The organism is Rhodopirellula sp. J20-39 (genome assembly GCF_057365095.1).
Genome location: NZ_CP195123.1, coordinates 3,561,516 through 3,586,776 on the forward strand (window position 1 = coordinate 3,561,516; position 25,261 = coordinate 3,586,776).

The window sequence follows — 25,261 nt, forward strand, 5'->3', positions numbered from 1 at the left end:
GCCCGCCATGAACGATATCGAATCCTTCATGGCCCATGTTGGCCTTCCCGCAACGGCGCGTGTTGATCGCGTCATTTCCAAAAAGCTGCTCGTCGAGAACGGTTCGCCAACGCCGGCGGATCGTAAGGCGATCAACACCGGCATCGACAAAATCCACTGGCTTGCTGCTCTGAAGCCGTCAGGCATCGGAGTCCCGGAATATCGAAACGAAACGCACCAGTACGTCGAAATCGCGATCGTAGCGATGATGCTTCGTGCGGAAGCCAAGCTGGCTCGATTGACCGAACTGTTGCATCGGGCAATCCCTTATCCAGTACTGCTGGTTGTGCAGGTGGAATCCTCGATTCAAATATCCGTCGCGGAAAAGCGTCTTTCGGAGCGTCATGCAGACAAGACTGTATTAGAAGCGGGGGTGACCGCAGCGACGCTTCCGGCCGAGAACGAAGTGCTCGATGCCTTCGCACTGGCCAGCCAACCCAAGACGAACCTCCAAGCGTTGTACCAAGGGTGGCGAAGCGTCATCGAAGCGATCCAAGCATCGGCGATTTCCGGACGATTTGAAATACTTCGTGAACCAAAGGCAACGTACGTTCGCCGCGAAGCGATTGAGCGGCATGACGCGTTGCTCTCAGAAATCGCTCGCCTAAGCGCGTTGGCGACGAAAGAATGCCAGGTCGCTGGCCGCGTGGACCTGAACCTGCAAATCAAACAACTTCAAACTGAACTCCAACAAGCCAAAGAGCAACTCTGAACCTCGCTTACGCGTCGGGTTGTTATACCGCACCCAAACTACCAACTCGAAGCGCAAGCGAGGAACCTCAACAAGGAAAACTCATCATGGACAAGATCACTGCAGAAGATCCAATTGCACAAAGCGCTGACATCGTCTCGGACAATATCACGCAACTCGCCCAGTTGTTTCCTGAGGCGATGACCGAAGGCAAAATCGACTTTGAAGTCCTCAAGCAGTTGCTTGGCACGGCGGTGGATGAGCGCGATGAACGCTACGGACTGAACTGGCACGGCAAGCGTCGTGCGAGGCAACTTGCCCTCACACCCAGCCTTGGCACTCTGCGTCCTTGCCCAAACGACAGTGTTGATTGGGACACAACACAGAACCTGATGATCGAAGGCGACAATCTTGAAGTGCTGAAGCTGTTGCAGAAGAGCTATTCGGGGAAGGCCAAGCTGATCTATATCGACCCACCGTACAACACAGGAAACGAATTCGTTTACGTTGATAAGTTCGCAGACAACATCGGAAATTACCTGCGTTACACAGGGCAGGTTGATGGAGAAGGTAACAAGCTAAGCGCAAACACGGATACATCGGGGCGATTTCACACAAATTGGCTCAATATGATCTATCCAAGATTGTTTCTTGCTCGCAATCTTTTGAAAAACGATGGAGTCTTATTGATAAGTATTGGTGTTGAAGAACTACGGCATATTATCGCCTTAGTGGATGACATCTTCGGCGAAGAGAATCGCATCTCCGTTTTGACGTGGGAACAAGGCCGAAAGAATGATTCTACGTTCTTCTCGGAAAGCGCGGACTACATGGTCGTCGTCGCTCGAGATAAGTCTTACCTTGCTTCACTCGGGCCTTGGCGAGAAAAAAAGGAAGGCGTTGAGTCAATACTCGAGCAACATGCGGATTTGGTTGCCAAGTTGGGCGGGAACCACTCGAAAGTCGAACAGGAAATGCGAGCGATATTTCGAGATATGACTGAGGATGATCCCAGAAAAAAGATGAAACACTTCTGCCGGTCGGACGACCGTGGACTTTACTTCGGAGACAACATTTCTTCAGCGAGCACAAGCATCCCAGACTACGAGATCTATCACCCGAAAACAGAAAAACCGGTGAAGAAGCCGTCACGTGGCTGGGGAGCAACTGAACCAGTGATGCTTCAGCGAATCGCTGAAGACCGTGTTTTGTTTGGAGAAGACGAGACAACGATACCACTCAAGAAGAGCTACTTGCGTGAAGTTGACTCAATTGTAAAAACTCCGGTCATCTACCGCGACGGACGTGCTGCGTCAAAGGTAGTCGAGAAGCTAATTGGTAAAGCAGTCTTTAGTAATCCAAAAGACCATACCGTCCTGGCGGATCTTTTTGATTATTGCCTGAATAAAGATCGAAACGCGTTGATAGTTGATTTCTTTGCGGGATCGGCAAGTACTGCTCATGCCGTACTTGACTTAAACGCCGCTGACAATGGAAATCGACGGTTTATCACAGTTCAACTCCCTGCAGAGGTTGACTCAAAGTCTGCAGCGCACAAAGCAGGCTTTAAGAACATTGCAGAAATCGCCGTCGCTCGCATCCGAAAGGTGATCGAATCAAATCCGGACAGGCAAGATGGGTTTCGTGTCTTCAGCCTAGATCGGAGCAACATTGAAACCTGGAACCCTGATCGCGAAGACCTAGACTCTTCACTCGAAGACCACGTCGATCACGTTAAGGACGGCCGCACCAACGAAGACGTGCTCTACGAATTGCTGCTCAAGCTAGGGCTGGACTTGTGTGTGCCCATTGAGCAGCGAACCATCGCCGGCAAGACTGTCCTTTCGATCGGTGCGGGTGTTCTCTTCGCTTGCTTGGATAAAGCAATCACGACCGATGACGTCGAACCGCTGGCTCACGGCATCGTCGATTGGCACAAGGAACTCGCACCAGCCGGCGACAGCACCGTCGTCTTCCGCGACAGCGCCTTCGGCACCGAGGACAAGGATCGTGACGTCGTCAAAACCAACCTGAGTGCCATCCTGCAGCAACACGGACTAAAAAACGTCCGCAGCTTGTAACTGACTTTGCAGCCGAAATCGCCAAGAGTTTCGGCGACGCAACATCCCCAAACTGAACATGAAGTCCCGCGACTTCGGTACTCAAACAGCACGCATCATTCTATGGCAAATCGCGATCTAACGACGTCGGCCATCGACCGACAAAACATTCTCAATAACGAATTGGCAATCTCCGAGATTGAGTCCGCGATCGGAATTTCTGGAATTCAGTTCGAGGGAGGTGTCGTCGTCTTGAAGGAGCAGGTGGCCTCTTTCCTCGGGGTGACTCTCCGAACCGTCGAAAATTATCTGGATCGTTACGAGCAAGAATTGGCCGAAAACGGCTACGAAGTCATTCGCGGTAAACGCTTGCAGGCACTGAAGTTAGAGATTTCCACGTCCGATGTTCCCGAAAGCGTTTTCGGGAACATCGGCAAGGCCCCCCGGATAGGGATTTTCCCGTTCAGGGCCTTCCTTAACCTGGCCATGGTCGTTGCTGAAGGCGACCGTGCAAGGAAACTCCGGGAAGTCATATTGGATGTCGTGATTGACTCGATCAATCAACGCACCGGGGGAAGCACCAAATACATCAACCAACGTGACGAGGAATTTCTCGAATCCTGGTTCCAAGAAGCTGACTATCGCAAAGAATTTACGTCGGCCCTTAATGACTGCGTCGCAATGGGAAAAGCGAAATACGGAGTCTTCACTGACCGTATCTACGTCAGCATCTTCCGAGAAAAGGCGAAGGAATACAAAAAGATTCTGAAGCTCAGCACACGGGACAGGATGCGAGACACGTTTTATTCTGAGGTGCTTGATCTCGTTGCTTCTTATGAGAGTGGGCTCGCTCAGCGGCTTCGTGATGAGTTCGCAAAACTGGGACGAAAGCTACGGCCCGATGAAGTCGAAGCAATCTTCAGTCGCTTCGAGTCAGATGCACTTTGGAAACCACTGATCGATAAAGCACGAACCCGTATGGCGAGCCGCGATCTTGCATTTCGCGACGCACTGCATCTGCAGTTGAAGGAGTACATCACACCACTTCAGCGTGACGAGTTTGATCGCTTCCTCGGTGAGAAGAGCATGGAACTGGCTGAACGTTTGGAAGAAGCGAAAGACGTGATGAAGCGATTGAAGGAGCGAGAGTAGCCCAATGGCATTCGTTTACATGACACTGAATCAAGCCATTGAAGTTCACACCAAGACTGTTGAAGTCAGCGGCGGCGGTCGCTTAGGCAGATTGGATATGGGGCAATTAGACAGCGTATTGCAGAACATTCAGAATGATGATTACTACCCAACATTTGACGCGAAACTAACGCACCTGTTTTTTTGTGCCTGCAAATTCCACTGTTTTGAGGACGGAAACAAACGAATTGCGATCACGTTGTCGGCCCAGATGCTTTTGCTCAATGGATATCTCGGAAGCGTGAAAGAATTTATCTATGCCTCGGAGAACATCAGCTACCACGTCGCCCGCAGCGCGATCTCCAAAGAACTACTTGGGCGGTGGATGGCTGCCGTCCTAAACGATGAGTTGGATGACGAGTCGTTGAAACTCGAAATCTTCAATGCAATCAACACGGACGAACCATGAAATTTCACTTTGAAGATGATCTTGACTATCAGCTTGCCGCAATCGAATCGGTCTGTGACCTGTTTCGAGGTCAGGAAATCTGTCGCACCGAATTCACCGTCAAACCGGACCCGAGCGACAAGCAGTTGCGACTGCAATACGCCAAGGATGATCTGGGCATCGGCAACCGTCTGACGTTGCTGGACGACGAACTGCTCGAAAACCTGCACGACATTCAGTTGCGCAACGGCGTCCGCCCGTCCGACGAACTGAGCAGCGGCGACTTTACCGTTGAAATGGAGACGGGTACCGGCAAGACCTATGTCTACTTGCGAAGCATTTTTGAGCTGAATCGTCGCTACGGATTCACCAAGTTCGTGATCGTTGTTCCATCGGTCGCAATCAAAGAGGGCGTCAACAAGTCGATCGACATGATGGCCGAACACTTTCGCTTGCTCTATTCCGGCGAGCCGTTCGAGTGGTTCCAGTACGACGGTAGTAAGCCAGGGGCAGTCCGCAACTTTGCGACCAGCCCGCAAATTCAAATCATGGTGGTGACCGTAGGGGCGATCAACAAGAAGGACGTCAACAATCTGTACAAGGATTCAGAGAAGACTGGCGGCTACAAACCAATTGAGTTGATTCGCGACACACGCCCGATCGTCATTGTCGATGAACCGCAAAGTGTTGACGGAGGTCTGACGGGCAAAGGCAAAGACGCTCTCGAATCCATGAACCCGATGTGTACTCTGCGCTATTCAGCAACCCATGTCGACAAACACCACATGGTTTATCGGCTCGACGCGGTGGATGCCTACGAGCAGAAGCTGGTCAAACAAATCGAGATTGCGTCGGCAGGCGTCGAGGGTGGTTTTAATAAGCCGTATGTTAAACTGCTTTCCGTCAACAGCACGCGCGGTGTCATCACGGCAAAAATCGAGACGGATATCCAGAAAGGAGACAAGGTCCAGAGAAAGACGCTGACAGTTCATGATAGCGACGATCTCGAACAGGCGACCGGAAGAGCCATCTATGAGAATTTCCGCATCGGAGAAATCTCGACCAAGAAGGGCAGCCAGTTCATGGAACTGCGCTACCCTGGTGGCGAGTTGTTTCTGAAAGTAGGCGAGGCCTACGGCGACGTCGAACCGATGGCGCTGCAACGCGAGATGATCCGGCGAACGATCAAGGAGCATCTGGACAAAGAGATTCGCCTAGCTCCACACGGGATCAAGGTGTTGAGTCTGTTCTTCATCGACGCTGTCGAGCATTACCGAAAATACGACGAAGACGGAAACCCGATCAAGGGCGTCTACGCAGAAATTTTTGAGGAAGAGTATCGTCGCTTCGCTCGCCACCCCGACTACCAAACGCTTTTTAAAGAAGTCGACATCACGACGGCCGCGGAAGATGTTCATAACGGGTACTTCAGCCGCGACAAGAAGGGCGTGTTGGTAGATACGAACGAGGGTAACCAAGCCGGCCGCGACAACGCGCAACGAGCCTATAGCCTGATCATGAAGGAGAAGGAGAAGCTGCTTAGCTTTGAAACTCCGTTGAAATTCATCTTTTCGCACTCTGCATTGAAGGAAGGCTGGGACAACCCCAACGTGTTTCAAATCTGTGCCCTTCGAGAGATCGGCACCGAGCGTGAGCGTCGCCAAACACTCGGTCGTGGGCTGCGTTTGTGTGTCAACCAGAATGGCGAACGTTTGAGAGGATTCGACGTCAATACGCTGACGGTGATCGCCACGGAAAGCTACGAGCAATACGCAGAGAACTTGCAAAAGGAAATCGAGAAGGACACCGGCATCCGATTTGGAATCGTCGAGGAACACCAATTCGCAGGCGTCCGCGTTGCAGACGACCAGGGTAACGTGAAACCACTTGGTTTCGATCAATCAAAAATACTGTGGCAGTATTTGAAGTCCGAAGGCTTCATCAACACGAAGGGAAAGATTCAAGACACGCTGCGAACGGCACTCAAAGACGAAACGCTGGTCTTGCCGGAAGAGTTCCGGGGCCAGCACGTTCAGGTTCGCGATATTTTGGCAAAGCTGGCTGGACGTTTGGAAGTCAAGAACGCCAACGATCGCGAGACCGTCCGTGCGCGTCGGGCCGTCTTAGACGGTCCCGAATTCAAAGAATTGTGGGACCGCATCAAACACAAAACAACGTATCGGGTTCAGTTCGACAACGAGGACTTGATCAAAACCTGCATCAAGGCGATTGACCAGGCCCCGCCGATTGGCAAGACGCGATTGCAGTGGAGAAAAGCGGACCTCGCCATTGGCCGTGCTGGCGTCGACGCAACTGAAACCGCCCAATCTGCCCCTGTTGTGTTGGATGAAAGCGATATCGACTGGCCGGACCTGATCACCGATTTACAGGACCGTACGCAATTGACACGGCGCACGATCGTTCGTGTATTGCGTGAAAGCGAGCGACTGGATGACTTCAAACGCAACCCGCAGCAGTTCATCGAATTGGCCGGCGAAGCGATCAACAAAGCGAAACGATTGGCGATCACCGACGGCATCCGCTACCAGCGTTTGGGTGACGAGGTCTACTACGCCCAAGAACTTTTCGAGCAGGAAGAGTTGACGGGCTACCTGAAAAACATGGTCGAGTCGAAAAAAGGAGTCTACGAATATGTTGTCTACGATTCAGGCACCGAGAAAGACTTTGCCCAACAACTTGACACCAACGAAGCGGTGAAAGTCTACGCCAAATTACCGGGTTGGTTCAAAGTGCCAACGCCGCTCGGAACATACAACCCAGACTGGGCGGTACTTGTCGAGAAAGACGGTGCCGAACGCTTGTACTTCGTCGTCGAAACCAAGAGCGATCTATTCGAGGACGCCGTCCGCGAAAAAGAGAACGCCAAAATCAAATGCGGCACCGCTCACTTCAAAGCACTTTCAGTGGGCGAGTCACAAGTTGAGTATATCCGTGCCGCGAGAGTCAACGATTTGTTTCAGTAGAACATGGATCTCGTAAACTTTTTTTCTACAGATAACGAAAGAGCAAATCAATGTTAGCGACCAAGCTCGCCCGCGCTTTTGAGTTCACAGGGGAAGAACACGGCGAAGCGTTCGAACGTTTCGCCAACGCGTTTCTCTTGTCTGACTACCCGGAACTAGAGGGTTTGGGAGCAAAGAAAGACAAGGGCATGGACGCTCGCATTGTTTCACGTGAGGGGCGAAACGAAATTGTCTTTCAGTCTTGCATATCCCCTGCTAAGACCGCGCGATCAAAGGTGCTAGCGACGTGGAAGAAGCTTAGCGATAACCCACCGCATACGCTTGTATATTGCACCTCTTCAACGATTGGGCTCGCCCTGGACGAGACGAAGAAGGCGCTTCGGTCAGAACGGGTGAGCTTGCAAGTATGTGATGCAACTTGGTTCATCGAGCGTGTCCAATCGAACAACGTTAGACAACAAGTCGCAGATAGCTATGCTCAGCAGATTCTCTTCCCACTGCTTTCAGATTTACAGCCTGAGAAGTTGTATTCCGAAGTCCTCTCCGACGCGGAGGAGATGCAGGTAATTCGTTATCTGGGGTTGCACAGCCGAGATAGAAATCAAGGTCGAAACCTGACGAAGGCGATCTTTGAAGCATTTATTCTTGGTGCCTTAAATGAGACAAATCTCAAAGATGGATTAACCCAAACTCAAATTTTGGAGGGAATTTGCAAGTTGTTCCCAGGAGGCCACCATCCTCGCATTCATCAAATTGTTCCACCACGCCTTGTAGAACTCATAAGGAAAGGAGAGGTATTGGAGCTGAAGAGTGGGGCAGTCGTTCTGTCCGAAACGACGAAGGTCAACCTTAAGCAAAGAGAGGCTGACGCAACCGAAATTGAAATGATGTTTCGAGCAAATGTTTCGCTAGCAGTACAAAAGGTTTGTCTTGAAAATGAAATTGACTACTCCTTCAACCGGAAGGAAGTAGAACACTTCGTTCACAGTTGCATTTTATGGTACATGCGTGAACAAGGCAGGCAGATTCAAAATCCGATTGCGAATCTGGTAAATATCCTCAACACTGAGGAACTTGTGTCTCAGTTCTTGAAGGCCGAGCATCCATCGCTTTCGATGGAAGAGATCCAGATTATGGACATTGCTCCATCTGCGATCTTTTATCTGGTTTCGAGCGGAGACGACGACATTCTGGCTTATTTAAGATCGAAGTCCGACATCTTTGTATCGCAGGCTTTCTTGGAATCGACTCCAGATATTCAGAAGGCCTGTAAAAAGCTCTTTGGACGAGATGTTATCTATGTGGACACAACGGCGCTGATTCATTGCACAGCCGAGCTTTATGACCACGACTCGCCAAGGTTCTTGATGAAGACGTTAGAAACCGCACGGAGCCTTGGAATTCGCATAAAGACTTTCCGACCCTTTATGGAAGAATTTGTAGCTCACTTGCGAGGCCCTGTATTGCTCGAATGGCAGAACCACCTGAGGAATGTCAGCCCGAAACAGCAAGCAGCAAGACTAAAGGCATCTCCGAGGCTGATCGAAGTATTTGCTAGATCAGGGAGAGTCGGTGGCCCGACCATCGAGCAAATAATTTCTGAGATTATCGGTGAGACCAATCAGAATCAGAACGCTATCGACTTTATTCAGCATGAATTCAGCATCATGGTTGAAGAAATACCTGCTGCTCTCGATAATGACGATCACGCTGAATGGGAGCTCGTGTTTGGTCAATGGCTCGAGCAAAAGAATCGGTATGGGAAAATGGATGAATACAGGTTTGAAACGCTGGTTAGGAACGATGTCAATGCGTATACAGCAGTCAAACGACTGCGTAAGTCAATAAAGGTTGAGGGGACAGACTATGGTTACAAAATATGGTTATTGACCATGGATCGGATGTACTGGCGAATCGTGCGCAGTATCGGCAAAGAGAATGACTTCGTCTATCACGTAGCAATGAGCATGGACTATCTTGCGAATTTTGTTGCTACACTTGCGTCGCTCTCTCAATCGGACGTTGGTTCTATTCATCTTCCATCGACATTGTTGTCTCAGGTCGGGACCTATATCCCATCACAACTGCGTGACGAGGTTGCCAATGAATTCGCAACGGTCGGCACAAAGAAGTACGTAGTTCATCGTAAAATTAGAGAACTCGTTCGTGAGGCGAGAAGCAATGAGTGGGATCTAGAAGCTGAAGAGACTTAGGATTCAAGGTCTGGAAATCGAAGTTTCACGGATCGCGGAGCAGTTGCCGGGGGCGTTTAGCTTTTCGAGGATAAGTCCGTTGTTGTCCCGCGGTATTTGCGCCACAAGCTGTGGCGTATTAAAAAGCGATTTGGCCACAGGTTGTGGCCAAATTTGGGCAACAGGCTGTTGCCCCATTTCCGCCGCGTCTGACCAGATCTGGTACCACCGCCGGATCCGCTAGGGATTCCATACAGAGAACCCTTTCATTTCGAGGATTTCGGTCAGCAAGTCTGGGCTCATCTGTTTCAAGAACCCGCTTTCTCTTGTCGCTCGACGATCTGATCGCCAATGAACCAGTAGAGTTTCAGCATTGCGACGTTCACCGCAACGGTGGCTTTGATCAGAGACGCCTGAACTCGACTTTTGATCGAGACGATCCAGTCGCGGTACTTGTCGTTTTTCATGAGGGCGGTTATTTCCCTTGTCTCTTACGCACAACTCTCCCCACCGGAGCGGGCGAGGGGAGCCAGAACGTTGAGTGGGTTCGCCAACTACCCTTGAGACGGCTACCCATTGTTCATCCGTTTAGCCTCGTGCCGGACGGTCCAGGGGGTCACTCCTACCTGGCGAGCGATCGCTCGTTTGCTGAGCTTGCCTTCATTTAGCAGGTCGCGGATCTGGTTGATCTGTTCCTCGGAGATCTTGCGACGTGCCGGGCCCGTATCTAACTTCTCGCCGTTGCTGACCGCGTTGTAGTTCTTCTTTGAGTGAAACTGCTTGTAAGCTCGCGAGGCCGTGCCGCCGGTGGTGCCGAGCTTCCTTGCAATCTTGTGGAAGGAGAGACCTTCCACGTCTTTCAGTTTGGCGACTTCGGGGCCTAACTTGGCTGTCTTGTTAGTTGCGATGTTTCGCCGGACGCTGTAGTCGGCGCGAGGAATGAAGTTGGTATCGTTCTTTGCCCCCCACTCGATCGCCTGCTTGACGGTCGAAGGATCAATCTCCAAGGCGACGGCGATGCTGTTGATTGATGAGCCGGCATGGTGCATTTCCGTCGCTTCTGCCGCAATTCGTTGGTAATTGGGGAACTCTTTGATCGTGAGATCGGCTTCCTGACCCATTGTCCAAAGACACTCTTGGAGGTACTCCAGTGAGTGTGTGGTTGGACAATCTGTCGAACGACCAATCTCCACTAAGGCAGGAACGGGGTTTAGCTTGATTCGTGCTCGCCATGCGTGAGTGCGACCCTGTTTTTTACCGATCGAAACATAGACCGGTCCAATCATTTTCGAGAGGATGTCGTGAGCCTTAACCAGATCCCCACCCAGCAGTCCGCGAAGATCCTCTAGGAACCCGTTGATCGTTTCGACGTCGAGTTTCTCTGGCCGATAGTTCGTTTTCTCCGTACGGGCTAACTCCGACTTCTTTTCGGCAAGCTCAAGCTCGTCCTCTTGAATTTTCGCCAACAATCTCTCCGCTGCGACACCCTCGCCCATGTCGGCTAATCGGTCTGCATTGCGAGCTAACTTCGCGGCTAGCGATTTGATCGCACGGGCAAGCTTTGCTGTATCGACTGGTGGCTTGGCAGCCTCCAGTTGCAGATACTCGTTTGTCTTGACGCAAAGACGCTCAGCGAAGCCATCACTGAAAAGCTGTTGTTTGATGTAGGTCAAAATGCACTCCTCAATAATTTTCAACGACTTAGAAGATTTGAGAGTGCATCCTTGCAAGCCGTCTTTGCCTTTGGGGCAGTGAAGCTGAACGTACTTTCCCGCTTGGGATCGGTACCGCAGCAGCGGACGATCGCAGTGCTCGCATCGCAGGTCAAATAGCATGTTTGGGTAGACTTCCTGTCGCGACTTCGACTGATGACCTTTGGACGGTCGAGTGTTCCGCGACACTTCTTTCCGACGCTGGACCGCTGCGTCCCAGAGATCCCGCGGAACAATTTGTCGCTCTGGGAACTCGATTGCTACTTGCTCCTCTTTGGGCACGGCCACCACTCGCTGTTTCCCGGTAACAGGATCTTTGGCGCGGCGGGTCATCTTCCACGCCCAATGCCCAATGTATTTTTCGTTCTTGAGCATTTGTGCCACGGTGGATTGGCCCCACGTGGACCGCCCAAGTGCATTCTCGCCATCTAAGATCTTTGCGATTCTTGCTGGGCTTAGCTTTTTATTGGCGTACAGGTCGAAGATCCTGCGGACCACCTCCGCTGCTTCTTCATCGATGACGACCTCTTGTTCAACCTTGCCGTTTGCAGTGACGAGGGTGTTGCCATCAGCGTCTTTTCGATGTTTGAGCCGATACCCGGTGGGAGGAGCAGCAAGGTGCTTTCCATTTTTGGCGGCGTCTGTCATCCCGCGATCAACCTTTGCTTTCAGTTGGTCGATGTGCATCTCGCTATGTAGCGAACTCATCGCGTGGGTGAGTTTCCAGGAGTCATGATCGGAATCAATACCATCGCAAGTTAATAGTCGGCGACTCCGAGATTTCACAACTTTCATGAAGCTGAGCGAGTTCTCTTGGTCGCGATGAAGACGATCGAGCTGATCGACGATGACGATCTCCGCTGTCTGTTCAGTTGCTTCGATCATGCTCTTTAGCATTTGGTAGCCGGGACGATCTGTCGTCGTTCCGGTAATGGCCGCATCAGCAAAGACGTAGTTCCACGGGATAAAGACATCCAGACGTTTGGCTTGCTTGAGCACGTTGATGAGCTGTTGGTCGAGCGAGCGAGTGTTCGAATTGTGGTCGCTGTAGCGGATGTAGCATGCAGCCACCGCGACGTTCTTGGGGACGCGAGAGCTTGGAGAAAAGCGTTGCACGGTGCCGGAGCAGTAGGCCTCGGTGAATTGCCTGGCTAGTTCCTCGTACGCTGCAGCATTGGACTCGGGCAGGAGTTCGGGTGATTGATACTCAGGAAAGTGTTGCAGTTGCTCGTCGAGGTATGTTTTGGCGAGCTCGCGTAGGGCGTTCTCCGTCGGTAGACCTGGAACGGAACGATGGGTGAAGTCGGAATTTGGATTCTTGTTGGGGCGTGTCATGATTGGATATTGCTGTTAGGGGAGGTTCGGTGCGGACGTGCCGCTAGCATCGGAACTTGTGTGGATCTTGGAAAACTTCGGGGGCTAAAGGAGAGACTCCTTGCCACCACGTTGAGTTGAAGAGTTTTCACTGCCCGTTCGCTACGAAAGCGGTGCGGTCATCCCGGCTCGAGCGTAGAAGGCACGACGGGTGACACGCATCGAATTCGTGATGGCGAACGGGCAGCGTAAAACTGAATGGCCATGTCGAATCAGCTATGCGATAACGACTTTGACCGCTGGGCCGAGATTTGGCCCTAGTTTGCTAAAAGACGTCTAGAACCAATGTTTCAGAGAGATGTTCAGGCCCTAGCGGGGGCATTTTAACGCCATTGGCGTTGCACATTTAACCTCGGTTCATACCGAGGTTTTTTTGTGCGCGGGCAGAGAGACGCATCAAGCTTAGCTGTCAGCTGGTGTGGGCTTCTGAGGCATTCGGCTCTGCGGGAGGCTCTCGTTCCCATTCTTGTAATTGAGCGGCTCGCCAGTCCTTCTGGTCGGTAGGAGTCTCCCTGCACCCGGTATTGGGTCCCGCTGGAGGATGACGCTCTCCCAGAGGCGATTGTTCGCAGCCGAGGGCGGTGGAGATGGCTGGTTGGATCCACTGGAAGCACTCAGGTAGGCCGTCGGTCGCGTCGCTACCGGTCCGGTAACGATATGACGATTGTAAATTCCCAGCTGGTAGGTTTGCGTGACGCCTCGATACACCGCTTCAATCAACCGATCGGCCGGTTCGATCTGATCCGCCAACCGATCACCGACAATGCTGAGCCTATCGGGCAAAGCCAATCACCTGTCACTTGTTCCGTCTTCCTCCGCTCTGTCGGGTTTGCTGTTCGTTGTCGCGCTAATCATCTCATCTAAGAATGGTGAGTAAAGAGTTGGTCGTGGTTTCTTCGATTCCTGTTGGTTTGGGTTATCAGATTGGCTTTCCAGTCTCGCCGCGGATTCACACAGGTGCTTCCTGGCGGCCAGTAACGCAATCAAATCGACCAATTCGTCCAGCGGGCTCTCTGCGCCGCCAGCGGTCTGGTTCGATTCTTCCTGCGTTTCATTTTTCTCATGCATTGCCAGCTGCCTCCTTAGCGACGACCGCAATGACACCGGTAGTTGACGCGTCCAAATTGACCGATCAGCTTCGCCCGCTGGCGGCGCAGTTCGCGTCGGCTTGGCTTTGTAAAAGCATTTTTTGCCCAGTATGTCTTCCATTGAGCAGGTATCTGGTTTCGCCCTCGACTCGAGGGCAGGTTCTGGTTGCGAATGTCAGAACCCTGACGTCTATTTGGCAAAGTTTCCTCCCGCTTTGCTTGTCTTGCCTATCCAGCAAGATGAAGTGAAATACCCGTCAAAAAGAAGCTCGTGGCAACCGCGAAGGCAGACTCTGGTGCACGGAAATGCCAAACAAGGAAATAGGACTCCCTTGCCTGGCGATTTACCAGAAGATGACCACGAACGACGGGCGGGGACTAATCGTCTCCACCTATATGTAGCGCAGTATCAGCAGGAATTTAGCGTGTCGCGTTGCCACCTGCTGGCAATGAGAAGGAGCTGCGTTTGCTAATAGGCCGAGATCGCACGAGGCACAGTCGGCTAACGCTGTGATTGTCAACGAAGGAATTGCAACCGGGTCTCAGTCGTCACTCGCTTCGATTGCATCCGTTTCGCGATGCACTTCGCTTAGAGTGCGGCCGTTCGCGTCTTTCCATTCATTCCACCCGTTCGCCGATGCTCCAAGCACAGTCGCCGCAGCGCCGCTAGGAGACGGGAAAAGGTAGTCCTGTTGATAGACATAGACACCGCCGACTTCCGAGATGATGCCGGCTTCGAGCAAGCTCTTGCGTCGATTGCCGATCTGTTCGGGCATGGATGCGGTCGGTTCAATTCGAGATTTGCTGCCTTGCCGAACCACGAAGCCATCCTCGACAAGTTCACCAGTGGCATCGCATCCTCTCGAACGACAGAAGAAGCGAGAGACTGTATTGATATCGCGGGCGAGCGGTTCAAATACCGGATAGCCCAGAGTCGAGACCAACGTACTGATCGTCTCGAATACGTCGAGCAACTCAGCCTCCATTGGTTCGGGAACGTAGTTCGAGTTCTCTGGCACCTGTCCGTTGTCGAGCGTGTAACGTGCCGTCTTCTTGGCCTGCTGCATGCAGTGCCATTCCAGGTATCGAATGTGGGCCTGCGTAAAGTTTTGCGTTTTGGAAACGCAGAAGATCGCTGTCTTCCAAAACGTCTTTGTCTTGTTGTGGCTGTCGAAGCGCTTTCGACAGTCCTCAGTTTGACCGACGTAGACGATTGGCTTTGCCTCGTCCTCACCCTCACCGAATAGGAAGTAGACGCCAGGAAGATCAAGTTCTCTGCGCAGCTTGCCATGCGCCAAGTCACTACGCGGTATCAGCACAGCCTGCACGATCCGAGTGGTAATCTCGGCGATGCGAATGCCGCGTGGTTCACCAGCGGGAAGGTAAATTTGGATGGTTTTGGCAGTCGTTGTTGTCACGTTTGTTTCCGGGGGGGATTTTGGCCCGCCTACGATACCGTAGTGACATCTCGCTTGGTAGATTGGCTAACCTGTGCGTTCCACGCATCAAATAATTCAAAATCCGTTCAGTTTCGAGCGAAACTGCAGGTTAACAAGGAAGTCCCTCGTGATCACTGGCGAAATCAAAAGCAAAGTTGACAAGATCTGGGACGCGTTTTGGACGGGCGGGATCTCGAATCCGCTGGAAGTGATGGAGCAGATCACGTATCTGCTATTCATCAAACGTCTGGACGATCTGCACACGCTGGAAGAAAACAAAGCGAACCGGACGAAGAAGCCGATGGCGAATCGCATCTTCCCTGAAGGCAAGGACGAAAAGAAACGCGTCTACGACGATTTACGTTGGTCGCGTTTCAAACACTTCGAGCCCAAAGAAATGTTCGACGTCGTCAACGAACACGTCTTTCCGTTTCTGCGAACTCTCGGTGGTGACGGATCGACGTACACCAAGCACATGAAAGACGCTCGGTTCACGATCCCGACACCGGCGCTGCTCGCCCGAGTCGTGGACATGATCGACCAAGTACCGATGGAAGATCGGGACACCAAGGGCGATCTGTACGAATACATGCTGGGCAAGATCGCCACGGCAGGCCAGAACGGACAATTCCGCACGCCGCGTCACATCATTGAATTGATGGTCGAACTGACCGCACCGACGCCGAAGGACGTGATCTGCGATCCGGCTTGCGGAACGGCAGGCTTTCTTGTGGCCGCTGGCGAATACCTGCGTGAAAAGCATCCCGAAGTCCTCCGCGATGCCAAGCTGAAAAAGCATTTCCACGGCGATATGTTCCACGGTTTCGACTTCGACAGCACGATGCTGCGGATCGGCAGTATGAACATGCTGCTGCACGGCGTGGAGAATCCCGACATCGTCTACCGCGACTCGTTGGCTCAGGAACATGGTGCGGAGGAGGAACGCTACTCGCTGGTGCTGGCCAATCCTCCGTTCGCAGGCTCGCTGGATTACGAGAGCTGTGCCAAGGACTTGTTGCAAGTCGTCAAGACGAAGAAGACCGAGCTGCTTTTTCTGACGCTGTTCCTGCGGTTGCTCAAGCCCGGTGGCCGCGCGGCGATCATCGTCCCCGACGGCGTGTTGTTCGGTTCGTCGAAGGCGCACAAGACGCTGCGGAAGATGTTGGTCGAGGATCAAAAGCTCGACGGCATCATTTCCATGCCCGGCGGCGTGTTCAAGCCGTACGCGGGTGTCTCGACGGCAATCGTGTTGTTCACCAAGACCAACTCGGGCGGCACCGAGCACGTTTGGTTCTACGACATGCAGGCCGATGGCAAGTCGCTGGACGACAAGCGAACCGAGCTGTTACCACCGGAGAAGCAAGGCCCCGCGCCGACGGCGAAGCTGAAAAAGGACGAGCACGCGAAAAACAACTTGCCCGACATTGTCGCCAAATGGAACAAAATTCGTGAGCCGCAAGGCGCTAGCCGCGGCTGCCCCAAGGGGTTTTCTGACCGCACCACACAGAGCTTTTGCGTGCCGAAGTCGGACATCGTCGAGCAAGGTTACGACTTGTCGATCAACCGTTACAAGGAAGTCGTCCACGAAGAAGTCGACCATCGCCCCCCGCAAGCGATTTTGGATGAGTTGGAAAGTATCGAGAAAGAGATCACCCAAGGCATGAAGCAACTGCGGGGGATGCTGAAGTGACGCAACAACAACTTCACGACCTCATCGCTCATCTCCGCTCCCTTGGGCGTGAGTGCGAGTGGTGTGAATTCAAATGCAACAACGAGCACCCTGAAGAAATTGCGGAATACATTTCGGCGATTTCTAATTCCGCCGCAATCGTAGGTGTCGAGTTTGGTTACTTGGTGTGGGGAGTCCATGACGAATCGCTTGAGATTCGTGGCACGAAATTTCGACCAGGGGATGCTCGCAAAGGCAATGAGCCTTTGACCAATTGGCTCATCCGCTCGACGTTACCCCAGCTCGATTTTCAGTTCTTCGAGACCGAGGTTGAGGATCAGCGACTGGTCGTTCTCAGGATTCCCAAGGCACCCAACCAACCTGTGCGATTCGGCAGCGAGGCGTTCGTTCGTGTCGATAGTCAGAAGAGAAAACTAAAAGACTATCCCGAACATGCCCGAAAATTGTGGGCTTCGTTTGACACCACAACATTCGAGGCGGGCTTCGCTTTGCAGGATGTGGATGGCCCGCGTGTCCTACAGTTGCTCGACTTTACAACTTGCTTCGACAAGCTTGGTATCGCGTTGCCTTCTGACCAAGCGGGAATTTTGAGTCGGTTGTGCGACGAACGTTTGGCAGTTGCACGTCCCGGTGATCGATTTGACATCACAAACTTAGGGGCCATCTTGTTTGCAAAGAATCTTGGCGACTTCGGGCGTCTTGGTCGGAAGACGATCCGTGTCATTAAGTATTCAGGCAATGGCAGGTTTAACATCGAGCGGCAATGGGAAGACGCTCCAGCGACTCGCGGTTACGCGATGTCGTTTGAGGCCGCAGTCGCTTTCGTCAATTCCCAAGTCGAACAAAACGAGCCGATCGAGCAAGCGTTACGCACCCAGGTCAAGATGTATCCTGCGATTGCGATTCGCGAACTGGTCGGCAACGCGATTATTCATCAAGACTTTTCAATCCGTGGCACCGGGCCAGTCGTTGAGATCTTCGATCGCCGCATTGAAGTCACGAGTCCTGGCCAACCTCTTTTAGATCCGATTCGATTTATTGACGGTCCGCCCCGCTCCCGGAACGAAGCGTTGGCCGCCATGTCACGACGGCTGAACATTTGCGAGGAACTGGGGACTGGCATCGATAAGGTTGTTCGAGCAGTCGAGATTTTTCAACTGCCGCCAGCGTTGTTTGAAACTCCAGTTGATTCGACCAAATCTACCTTGTGGGCCCATAAACCATTGGACGACATGACGCGAGACGAACGCATACGCGCTTGTTTGCAGCATGCCTGCTTGTGCATCGTCACCGGTGAACAAATGACGAATGCGACCGTCCGGAAACGATTTGGACTTAAGAACACCCAATCCGCAAAAGCGACCCGCATCATCAACGAAACCCTCGAAACGGGGCAAATAAAACCCGTCAATCCGGAGGCTAGCCGCAAGTTCATGAGGTACGTCCCGTCATGGTGTTAATTGTGTGTATCTTATTTTCATTTTTGATTTCTGCATTACAGATCCAAGAAGTCGGTGAATCGCAAGGCATTACCTGGAAAGGACTTAAGACGATCCCGGCTATTTTCACCTTTGTCCGACAAACGGACGCCACCCCCAGCCTGGACGGTCGGAAGACGGTTGCCCCAGAACGGGATGGGCCGCCGTCCAGGAGCGACCTTGAACACGCTTTTGAGCTGGAGGTGTTAGACAATCGCCGCACGGCGCAGAGCTTTTGCGTGCCGAAGTCGGACATCGTCGAGCAAGGTTACGACTTGTCGATCAACCGTTACAAGGAGGTCGTCCACGAAGAAGTCGACCATCGCCCACCGCAAGCGATTCTCGATGAACTGGAAAGCATCGAGAAAGAGATCACCCAAGGCATGAAGCAACTGCGGGGGATGCTGAAGTGAGCTACGAACTTATCGAATTATCAGAACTTATGGCGACTCGTTCTGGCTCGGTGAATCCTGCCAAATTTCCGAGCGAAGAGTTTGAGTTACTCAGCATTCCGGCTTTCGATGCTGGCGAACCTGAAGTTAAACGCGGCGAAGAAATCGGTTCGTCAAAGCAGTGTGTCGAACCCGGTGACGTTTTGCTGTCGAAGATCGTTCCACACATCCGTCGGGCATGGATTGTTGGATCAAAGAATGGCCGCCGTCAAATAGCGTCGAGTGAGTGGATAGTATTCCGCGATCCTAGAATTCACGCACCGTTTTTGCGACAACTGCTCGTCGGCGATGTATTTCATGCATTTTTCATGAACACAGTTGCTGGCGTTGGTGGCTCGCTATTAAGAGCGAGGCCGGCCCATGTTGCGAAAATTAGGATTCCCCTTCCGCCGCTTTCGGAGCAGAAGCGGATCGCGGAGATCTTGGATCGGGCAGAGGCGTTGCGAGCCAAGCGTCGCGCCGCCCTCGCCCTCCTCGACGAACTCACCCAATCCATCTTCCTCGATATGTTCGGCGATCTAAAAAATCCCAAGGGATGGGTTAGTCGACCACTGGGTGAGACACTGCACGCAAAACGCCCAATCTCGTACGGCATTCTTAAACCGGGTGACTATCACGAAGACGGCGTCATCATGCTCCGCATTCAGGACATTCGCGGCGGCAGTGTTTCACGGAATGGACTACATCGAGTATCACAATCGTTATCAAATCAATACAAAAGAACGCTTCTTTCAGGTGGCGAAGTGGTGATTTCGCTGGTCGGAACAATTGGTTTGTGTGCTCTTGTCCCACCAGACTTTGCCGGAGCGAACGTACACCGCAACCTTGCGGTAGTTGTGCCAGCTGAAGGCTTGGAGTCGCGATTTGTTTTTAGGTGTATGGCTTCTACTCAGTTTCAGCGTTGCGTTAAAAACACCACAAAAGGTGGAAATCAAGGGCTGTTGAATTTAGGCGACCTAAAGCGATTACCGATTCCCGTTCCACCTATTGAGCTTCAACGCAAATTTGTTGCGATTGATGAATCGCTTGAGGAAGAAAAATCGGTTGTTCGTCGTCATCTAACCGAACTAGACCAACTCTTCGCCTCCCTCCAACACCGGGCGTTTCGAGGGGACCTATGATCACGGAAAACGAGGGCACGCGATGAGCAATTCAGGATTTCTAACCTCCAAATGGACCGAAAGTAATGGCTAAGACAAGAGAGCTCGACATCAAGCTAGCCGGTCTGGGCGGGATCGTAGCCGCAAGTCGACATGCTGTGCCAATCTATCAGCGGTCGTATGCCTGGAAAGATGACCATGTCGAAGACCTGTTAAACGACATTGCGACTGCAATTCACGATGGAGATGAAGAGTATTTCCTCGGGTCAATCGTTTTGACAAATGCAGACTCAGATCAGCCGGACGTGGTTGATGGGCAGCAGCGATTGGCAACGACTGTCATTGTCATTGCTGCGATTCGGGACTTTCTCTTAAGAAATGAGCAGCAGACGAAGGCCGATGAAATTGGACGAACATATCTAGCTAGCGTTGACCTTCGTACCGAAGAACTGGAGCCTCGGCTCCGCCTCAACAGCGTTGATAATGACTTTTTTATCAACCACATCGTGACGGAGCCATCGAAAAGGAAAAAGTCTAAGCCTGAACTAGAATCGCATCGCCGAATTGACAAGGCAGCAGCGATCGCAGCGAGACGGATCAAAGCAGTTGCTGATTCTTCGGGTTCGCATAGCGTCGACGCGTTGATCGATTGGATTGACTTCATCCACAAGAAGGCAAAAGTTATTTCGGTGAGCGTGCCTTCTGATGCTAATGCTTTCACCATTTTTGAGACACTAAACGACAGAGGACTCGCGCTTGCAATTACAGACCTACTTAAGAACTATTTGTTCTCGAAAGCAGGTTCCCGTTTGGAAGAGGTGCAGGGGAAATGGACATCAATGGGGAGTGTTCTTGAGGCGATTGGTAGCGATGAAGTTGTCGTTGACTACGTAAGGCACCTCTGGTCTTCCCAGCATGGCCTAGCTAGAGAAAAACAGCTGTACAAAGAGATCCGGAAGAAGGTCAGTACTCCCGCTAAGTCTGTGAGTTTTGTGACTGACTTGAACAGATTTGCAAAGACTTACTGTGCGTTGTTTAGTTCGGGGCATCCTTTCTGGAAGCCATATGGCGATGTGGCAAAAATTTATGTTGCGGCTATCAACTCGCTCCAGACGCGTGAGTCGTTGCCGTTGCTTTTAGCGATTGTTGCGAACTTCTCAAAGTCCGAAACGGTGAAGGCACTGAGGTTGCTGGTCTCGTGTATCGTTAGGTCGCTTGTGGTGTCTGGTCGTGGGGGAACCTTGGAGGTTAAGTACTCTGCGATTGCAAAGCTGATTTTCGAAAAGAAAATCGTAAAAGAAACGGACTTGCGTACTGCGTTACTCAATATTGTTCCTACTGACAGCCAATTCAGGGAGGCCTTTTCGGTTGCAACCTCGTCGAATAGTCAGCGAGTACGTTATTGGCTTCGTGAGATTGAGGCGTACTCGAACGCCGAAAAAGCAGGATGGAAACCAAGCGAAAGTGTGGACGATGTATCGTTGGAACATGTGTTGCCGCTGAATCTGTCCGAGGGATGGAGGAATTTCGATGAGGAGTCACATCGGACGTACGTCAGACGAATTGGTAATCTCGCAATACTTGGAGCTTTGGAGAACTCAGATATCGGGAACGGTGGTTTTACCGAGAAGAAGAAGGTGCTCAAAAACTCAAATTTCAAGACGACTTCAAGTATCGCCCGAAAAAGTGCTTGGACCGCGGAAGCAATCATAGAGCGGCAAGAGCAACTAGCAGAACTTGCTGTAAAAACATGGCCCTTGTCAGGTGCAGTCCGCAAGCCCATCAAAAGAAGTGCGAAGAAAAAGGTCAAGCGAAAGGCGAAGCAGTCGAACTAGACTATGAGCAACTTTGACTTCCTCACCTCCGAATGGAAGGACATCCATGAAGCGGCCAGCAAAGCCGAGTCGGCGGCGATCCCCGATCCTCGCACTTCCTGCTTCTACGCTCGCCGTACGTTGGAATTGGCGGCGCGGTGGGCTTACAAGTTCGACCGGGCTTTGAAACTGCCGTACCAAGACAACTTGTCGGCGTTGATCCACGAACCCACGTTCAAGCAAACCGCTGGCGATGCGGTCTTCAACAAAGCGAAGCTGATCAACAAGCGGGGCAATGATGCGGTTCACAGTCATCGTGATGTCACCGAAGCGGATGCGGTTTCGACGGTCAAGGAACTGTTCCACTTCTGCTACTGGTTCGCCAGACTTTACGCCCGACACAATCGCCCTGATCCCGCGCTGACGTTCGATCAAGCGTTGCTGCCGTCGACCGCGATCCCCAAACAAACGCTCAATCAACTGAAATTGCTTGAGTCCCAACTGAAGGAAAAGGACGAGAAACTCTCCGTCTTGTTGTCCGACAAGGACAAGCTGGATGCCGAGATCAAGCTGCTTCGCACTGAAGTTGCCAAGGCGAAGAAGGCTGCCGAGAAGATTCAGGACGATCACGATTACAACGAAGCCGAAACCCGTGATCGCTGGATCGACGAACTGTTGAAAGAATCCGGCTGGCTGCTGGATCAAAAGCGTGATCGCGAGTTCCCCGTGACGGGGATGCCCAACACCAAGGGAGAAGGCTTTGTCGATTACGTGCTGTGGGGCGACGATGGCAAGCCGCTGGCGGTGGTCGAGGCCAAACGGACGCGACGCGATTCAAGAGCCGGGGAACAGCAGGCAAAGCTGTATGCCGATTGTCTGGAAGCGATGTATGGACAGCGACCGATCATTTTCTACACCAACGGCTACGAACACTGGATCTGGGACGATGCGATGTACGCGCCGCGCCGAGTCCAGGGCTTCTACAAGAAAGCGGAATTGGAACTGCTGATCCAGCGACGCAGTAGTCGCCGCGATTTGGCTTCGGCGACAATCGACGAGGAGATCGCCGGTCGTTACTACCAGACGCGAGCGATCCGACGAATCGGCGAGTCGTTTGAAAAGGACAACGAACGGAAGTCGCTGCTGGTGATGGCGACGGGTTCGGGAAAGACGCGAACGGTGATCGCTCTGTGCGATTTGCTGATCCGTTGCAATTGGGCGAAGCATGTCCTGTTTCTGGCCGACCGCGTGGCGCTGGTCAATCAAGCCACCAATGCGTTCAAGGACCACCTGCCGGACTCGTCACCCGTGAATTTGGTCACGGAAAAGGATTCCGAAGGACGTGTCTATCTTTCGACTTACCCGACCATGATGGGCTTGATCGACGATGCAAAAGACGGTCAAAAGCGGTTCAGCGTCGGACACTTTGATTTGGTCGTGATCGACGAAGCTCACCGGAGTGTGTACCAGAAGTATGGTGCGATCTTCGATTACTTCGATTCGCTGCTGGTTGGACTGACCGCCACCCCAAAAGACGAAATCGACAAGAACACGTACGGATTATTCGATCTGGAAACTGGCGTGCCCACCGATGCCTACGATCTGGACGAAGCGGTCGCGGACAAGTTTCTAGTTCCTCCGAAAGCGGTCTCAGTGCCGCTGAAGTTTGAGCGTGGTGGGATCGAATACGACGACTTGTCAGAAGATGATAAAGATGAGTGGGATGCGATTGAGTGGGACGAAGAGGGAAACATCCCCGACAAGGTCGAAGCGGCAGCGGTCAACAAATGGCTATTCAACATCGACACGGTCGATAAGGTACTCAAACACTTGATGACGCGAGGCCAGTACGTCGCGGGCGGTGATTTGTTGGGCAAGACGATCATCTTCGCCAAGAATCAGGGTCACGCCGATTTCATCAAAGAGCGTTTCGACATCAACTACCCGCACTACAAGGGCGAGTTTGCCCGCATCATCACGTTCAAGACCGAGTACGCCCAAACGGTGATCGACAGTTTTTCCAATAAGGACAAGCTGCCTCAGATCGCAATCTCCGTCGACATGCTAGACACCGGCATCGACGTGCCCGAGGTGCTGAACCTCGTATTCTTCAAGTTGGTTCGTTCCAAGACGAAGTTCTGGCAGATGGTCGGTCGGGGGACGCGACTGTGTCCTGATCTGTTCGGACCGGGGCAGAACAAAGAGTTCTTCTACATCTTCGACTACTGCCAAAATCTGGAATACTTCAGCCAGAATCCGGCTGGCTCCGCTGGCTCAACTGCGGAATCCCTGTCGACTCGCTTATTCAAGCGACGGTTGGAGTTGATCCGTTTTCTGGACGGAAAAGAGTTACCTGTAACTACCGAAGCGATCAGCGAAGCGGATGCCGGATACGAAGCCGATCCAACTTCAGAGACTCAGGTGCGGGCATTGGCGGCACGATTCCTGCATAGGCAGGTCGCATCGATGAACCTCGAAAACTTCCTCGTTCGCGCTCATCGCCGCTCGGTCGAAAAGTTCGCCAAGAAGGAAGCTTGGGAACGGCTCAAAGAAGCCGAGATCCAGGAGCTTGCCGACGAGGTCGCCCCGCTTCCCACACAGATGGAGCGAGAATCGGAAGAGGCAAAACGCTTCGATCTGTTGTTGCTGAACCTGCAGTTGTCGCTTCTCAACAAAGAGCCTGCCTACGAACGGCTTCGTCAGCAAGTCGTCGCCATCGCCGGACTGCTGGAAGAGAAGCACACCATTCCCATGGTGAATCAGCAAATGATCCACATCGAGGCGATCCAAACGGAGGAGTGGTGGGCGGATGTCACGCTTCCAATGCTGGAGGTCATTCGTCGTCGATTGCGTGATTTGGTGCAGTTCATCGAGAAGGCGAAACGCAAGCCGATCTATACGAATTTCGATGACACGTTGGGTGACGAGAATGAAGTCGAGCTAGAAGAATTCATCGGTGCCGACACCTTTGAGCGTTTCCGTAGCAAGGCCCAGGCGTTCCTACGCGAGCATCTGGGCATCGACGCGGTTCGCAAACTACGCACGAACGAAACGCTCACAAAAGCCGATCTCGACGATCTGGAGCGTATCCTCCTCGACAACGAAATCGGCAATCACGAATACATTGAACAAGCAAAGCAGGAAAGCGAAGGCTTCGGCGTGTTCGTTCGATCGCTGGTTGGAATCGATCGAGAAGTAGCCAAGAGGTTGTTCGGCGAGTTTTTACAGGGAAGCGTCTACAACGCCAACCAAATTGAGTTCATCAACCTGATCGTGAACCAACTAGTGGATCACGGAATCGTGGACGCGACGCTTCTGTACGAATCACCTTTCACGGACATCTCACCACAAGGACCGGATGCAATCTTCACCAGTGAAGAGGTCGACAAGATCATGCAACTGCTAGAAGACATCAAGACTTCGGTGATCGCTGCCTAAACGCTGTGAAGACAGCGATATATCGAAAGTCGAGTTCGCTTGGATAGCGGACGGACGAAGGTCGCCGGTCGTTCGGCTAAGACAAATAATGGCTGACAGATGTCAGCTTAGTTCTTCGTATTTAAAGCTTC

General features: G+C 52.3%; 16 protein-coding genes. 12 read left to right on the forward strand and 4 right to left on the reverse strand.

Translation table 11 applies throughout. The features are described 5' to 3' along the window. Positions 1–7: 7 nt before the first annotated feature. The 6 genes from ACR3ZL_RS12950 (at position 8) to ACR3ZL_RS12975 (ending at position 9,566) form a co-directional block, all read left to right on the forward strand. Positions 8–751, forward strand: a complete 744-nt coding sequence (locus ACR3ZL_RS12950; RefSeq protein ID WP_473652732.1) for a DUF4391 domain-containing protein — start codon at positions 8–10, stop codon at positions 749–751. Between the two features lie 86 nt (positions 752–837). Further along, positions 838–2,811: a site-specific DNA-methyltransferase gene (locus ACR3ZL_RS12955; protein ID WP_473652731.1), complete on the forward strand. Its 1,974-nt coding sequence runs from the start codon at positions 838–840 to the stop codon at positions 2,809–2,811. Positions 2,812–2,913: 102 nt separating this feature from the next. After that, the gene (locus tag ACR3ZL_RS12960) at positions 2,914–3,942 is read left to right on the forward strand and encodes a hypothetical protein (RefSeq protein WP_473652730.1); all 1,029 of its coding nucleotides are present in this window, start codon (positions 2,914–2,916) and stop codon (positions 3,940–3,942) included. A gap of 4 nt (positions 3,943–3,946) precedes the next feature. Beyond that, positions 3,947–4,390 carry a Fic family protein gene (locus tag ACR3ZL_RS12965; RefSeq protein WP_486173522.1) on the forward strand — a complete coding sequence of 148 codons (444 nt, stop codon included), beginning with the start codon at positions 3,947–3,949 and terminating at the stop codon, positions 4,388–4,390. Then, entirely contained in the window at positions 4,387–7,353 is a 2,967-nt protein-coding gene (locus ACR3ZL_RS12970) for a type III restriction-modification system endonuclease (RefSeq protein ID WP_473652728.1), read from the forward strand. Before ACR3ZL_RS12965 ends, ACR3ZL_RS12970 begins: the two co-directional genes overlap by 4 nt. Before the next feature lie 50 nt (positions 7,354–7,403). Continuing rightward, positions 7,404–9,566: a hypothetical protein gene (locus ACR3ZL_RS12975; RefSeq protein WP_486173523.1), complete on the forward strand. Its 2,163-nt coding sequence runs from the start codon at positions 7,404–7,406 to the stop codon at positions 9,564–9,566. Between the two features lie 287 nt (positions 9,567–9,853). On the opposite strand, the gene ACR3ZL_RS12980 is transcribed toward ACR3ZL_RS12975, so the two are convergent. The 4 genes from ACR3ZL_RS12980 to ACR3ZL_RS12995 form a co-directional block, all read right to left on the reverse strand. Beyond that, positions 9,854–10,012: a DUF1016 N-terminal domain-containing protein gene (locus ACR3ZL_RS12980; protein WP_473652726.1), complete on the reverse strand. Its 159-nt coding sequence runs from the start codon at positions 10,010–10,012 to the stop codon at positions 9,854–9,856. A gap of 102 nt (positions 10,013–10,114) precedes the next feature. Next, the gene (locus tag ACR3ZL_RS12985; protein WP_486173524.1) at positions 10,115–12,592 is read right to left on the reverse strand and encodes a recombinase family protein; all 2,478 of its coding nucleotides are present in this window, start codon (positions 12,590–12,592) and stop codon (positions 10,115–10,117) included. Between the two features lie 828 nt (positions 12,593–13,420). Further along, complete coding sequence (locus tag ACR3ZL_RS12990; RefSeq protein WP_473652723.1) at positions 13,421–13,699, reverse strand: hypothetical protein; 279 nt, start codon at positions 13,697–13,699, stop codon at positions 13,421–13,423. Positions 13,700–14,261: 562 nt separating this feature from the next. After that, positions 14,262–15,137 carry a GIY-YIG nuclease family protein gene (locus ACR3ZL_RS12995; protein WP_473652722.1) on the reverse strand — a complete coding sequence of 292 codons (876 nt, stop codon included), beginning with the start codon at positions 15,135–15,137 and terminating at the stop codon, positions 14,262–14,264. Between the two features lie 148 nt (positions 15,138–15,285). On the opposite strand from ACR3ZL_RS12995, the gene ACR3ZL_RS13000 reads away from it, so the two are divergent. The 6 genes from ACR3ZL_RS13000 (at position 15,286) to ACR3ZL_RS13025 (ending at position 25,130) form a co-directional block, all read left to right on the forward strand. Continuing rightward, entirely contained in the window at positions 15,286–16,848 is a 1,563-nt protein-coding gene (locus ACR3ZL_RS13000; RefSeq protein WP_473652721.1) for a type I restriction-modification system subunit M, read from the forward strand. Continuing rightward, positions 16,845–18,308: an ATP-binding protein gene (locus ACR3ZL_RS13005; protein WP_473652720.1), complete on the forward strand. Its 1,464-nt coding sequence runs from the start codon at positions 16,845–16,847 to the stop codon at positions 18,306–18,308. The genes ACR3ZL_RS13000 and ACR3ZL_RS13005 overlap by 4 nt, the downstream gene beginning before the upstream one ends. Positions 18,309–18,331: 23 nt before the next feature. After that, on the forward strand, positions 18,332–18,739 hold the full coding sequence (locus ACR3ZL_RS13010) for a hypothetical protein (RefSeq protein ID WP_473652719.1): 408 nt from the start codon (positions 18,332–18,334) through the stop codon (positions 18,737–18,739). A 182-nt stretch (positions 18,740–18,921) separates the two neighbouring features. Next, complete coding sequence (locus ACR3ZL_RS13015) at positions 18,922–19,899, forward strand: restriction endonuclease subunit S (protein WP_473652718.1); 978 nt, start codon at positions 18,922–18,924, stop codon at positions 19,897–19,899. A 65-nt stretch (positions 19,900–19,964) separates the two neighbouring features. Continuing rightward, entirely contained in the window at positions 19,965–21,713 is a 1,749-nt protein-coding gene (locus tag ACR3ZL_RS13020; protein WP_473652717.1) for a DUF262 domain-containing protein, read from the forward strand. Positions 21,714–21,716: 3 nt separating this feature from the next. After that, complete coding sequence (locus tag ACR3ZL_RS13025; protein WP_473652716.1) at positions 21,717–25,130, forward strand: DEAD/DEAH box helicase family protein; 3,414 nt, start codon at positions 21,717–21,719, stop codon at positions 25,128–25,130. Positions 25,131–25,261: the final 131 nt, after the last annotated feature.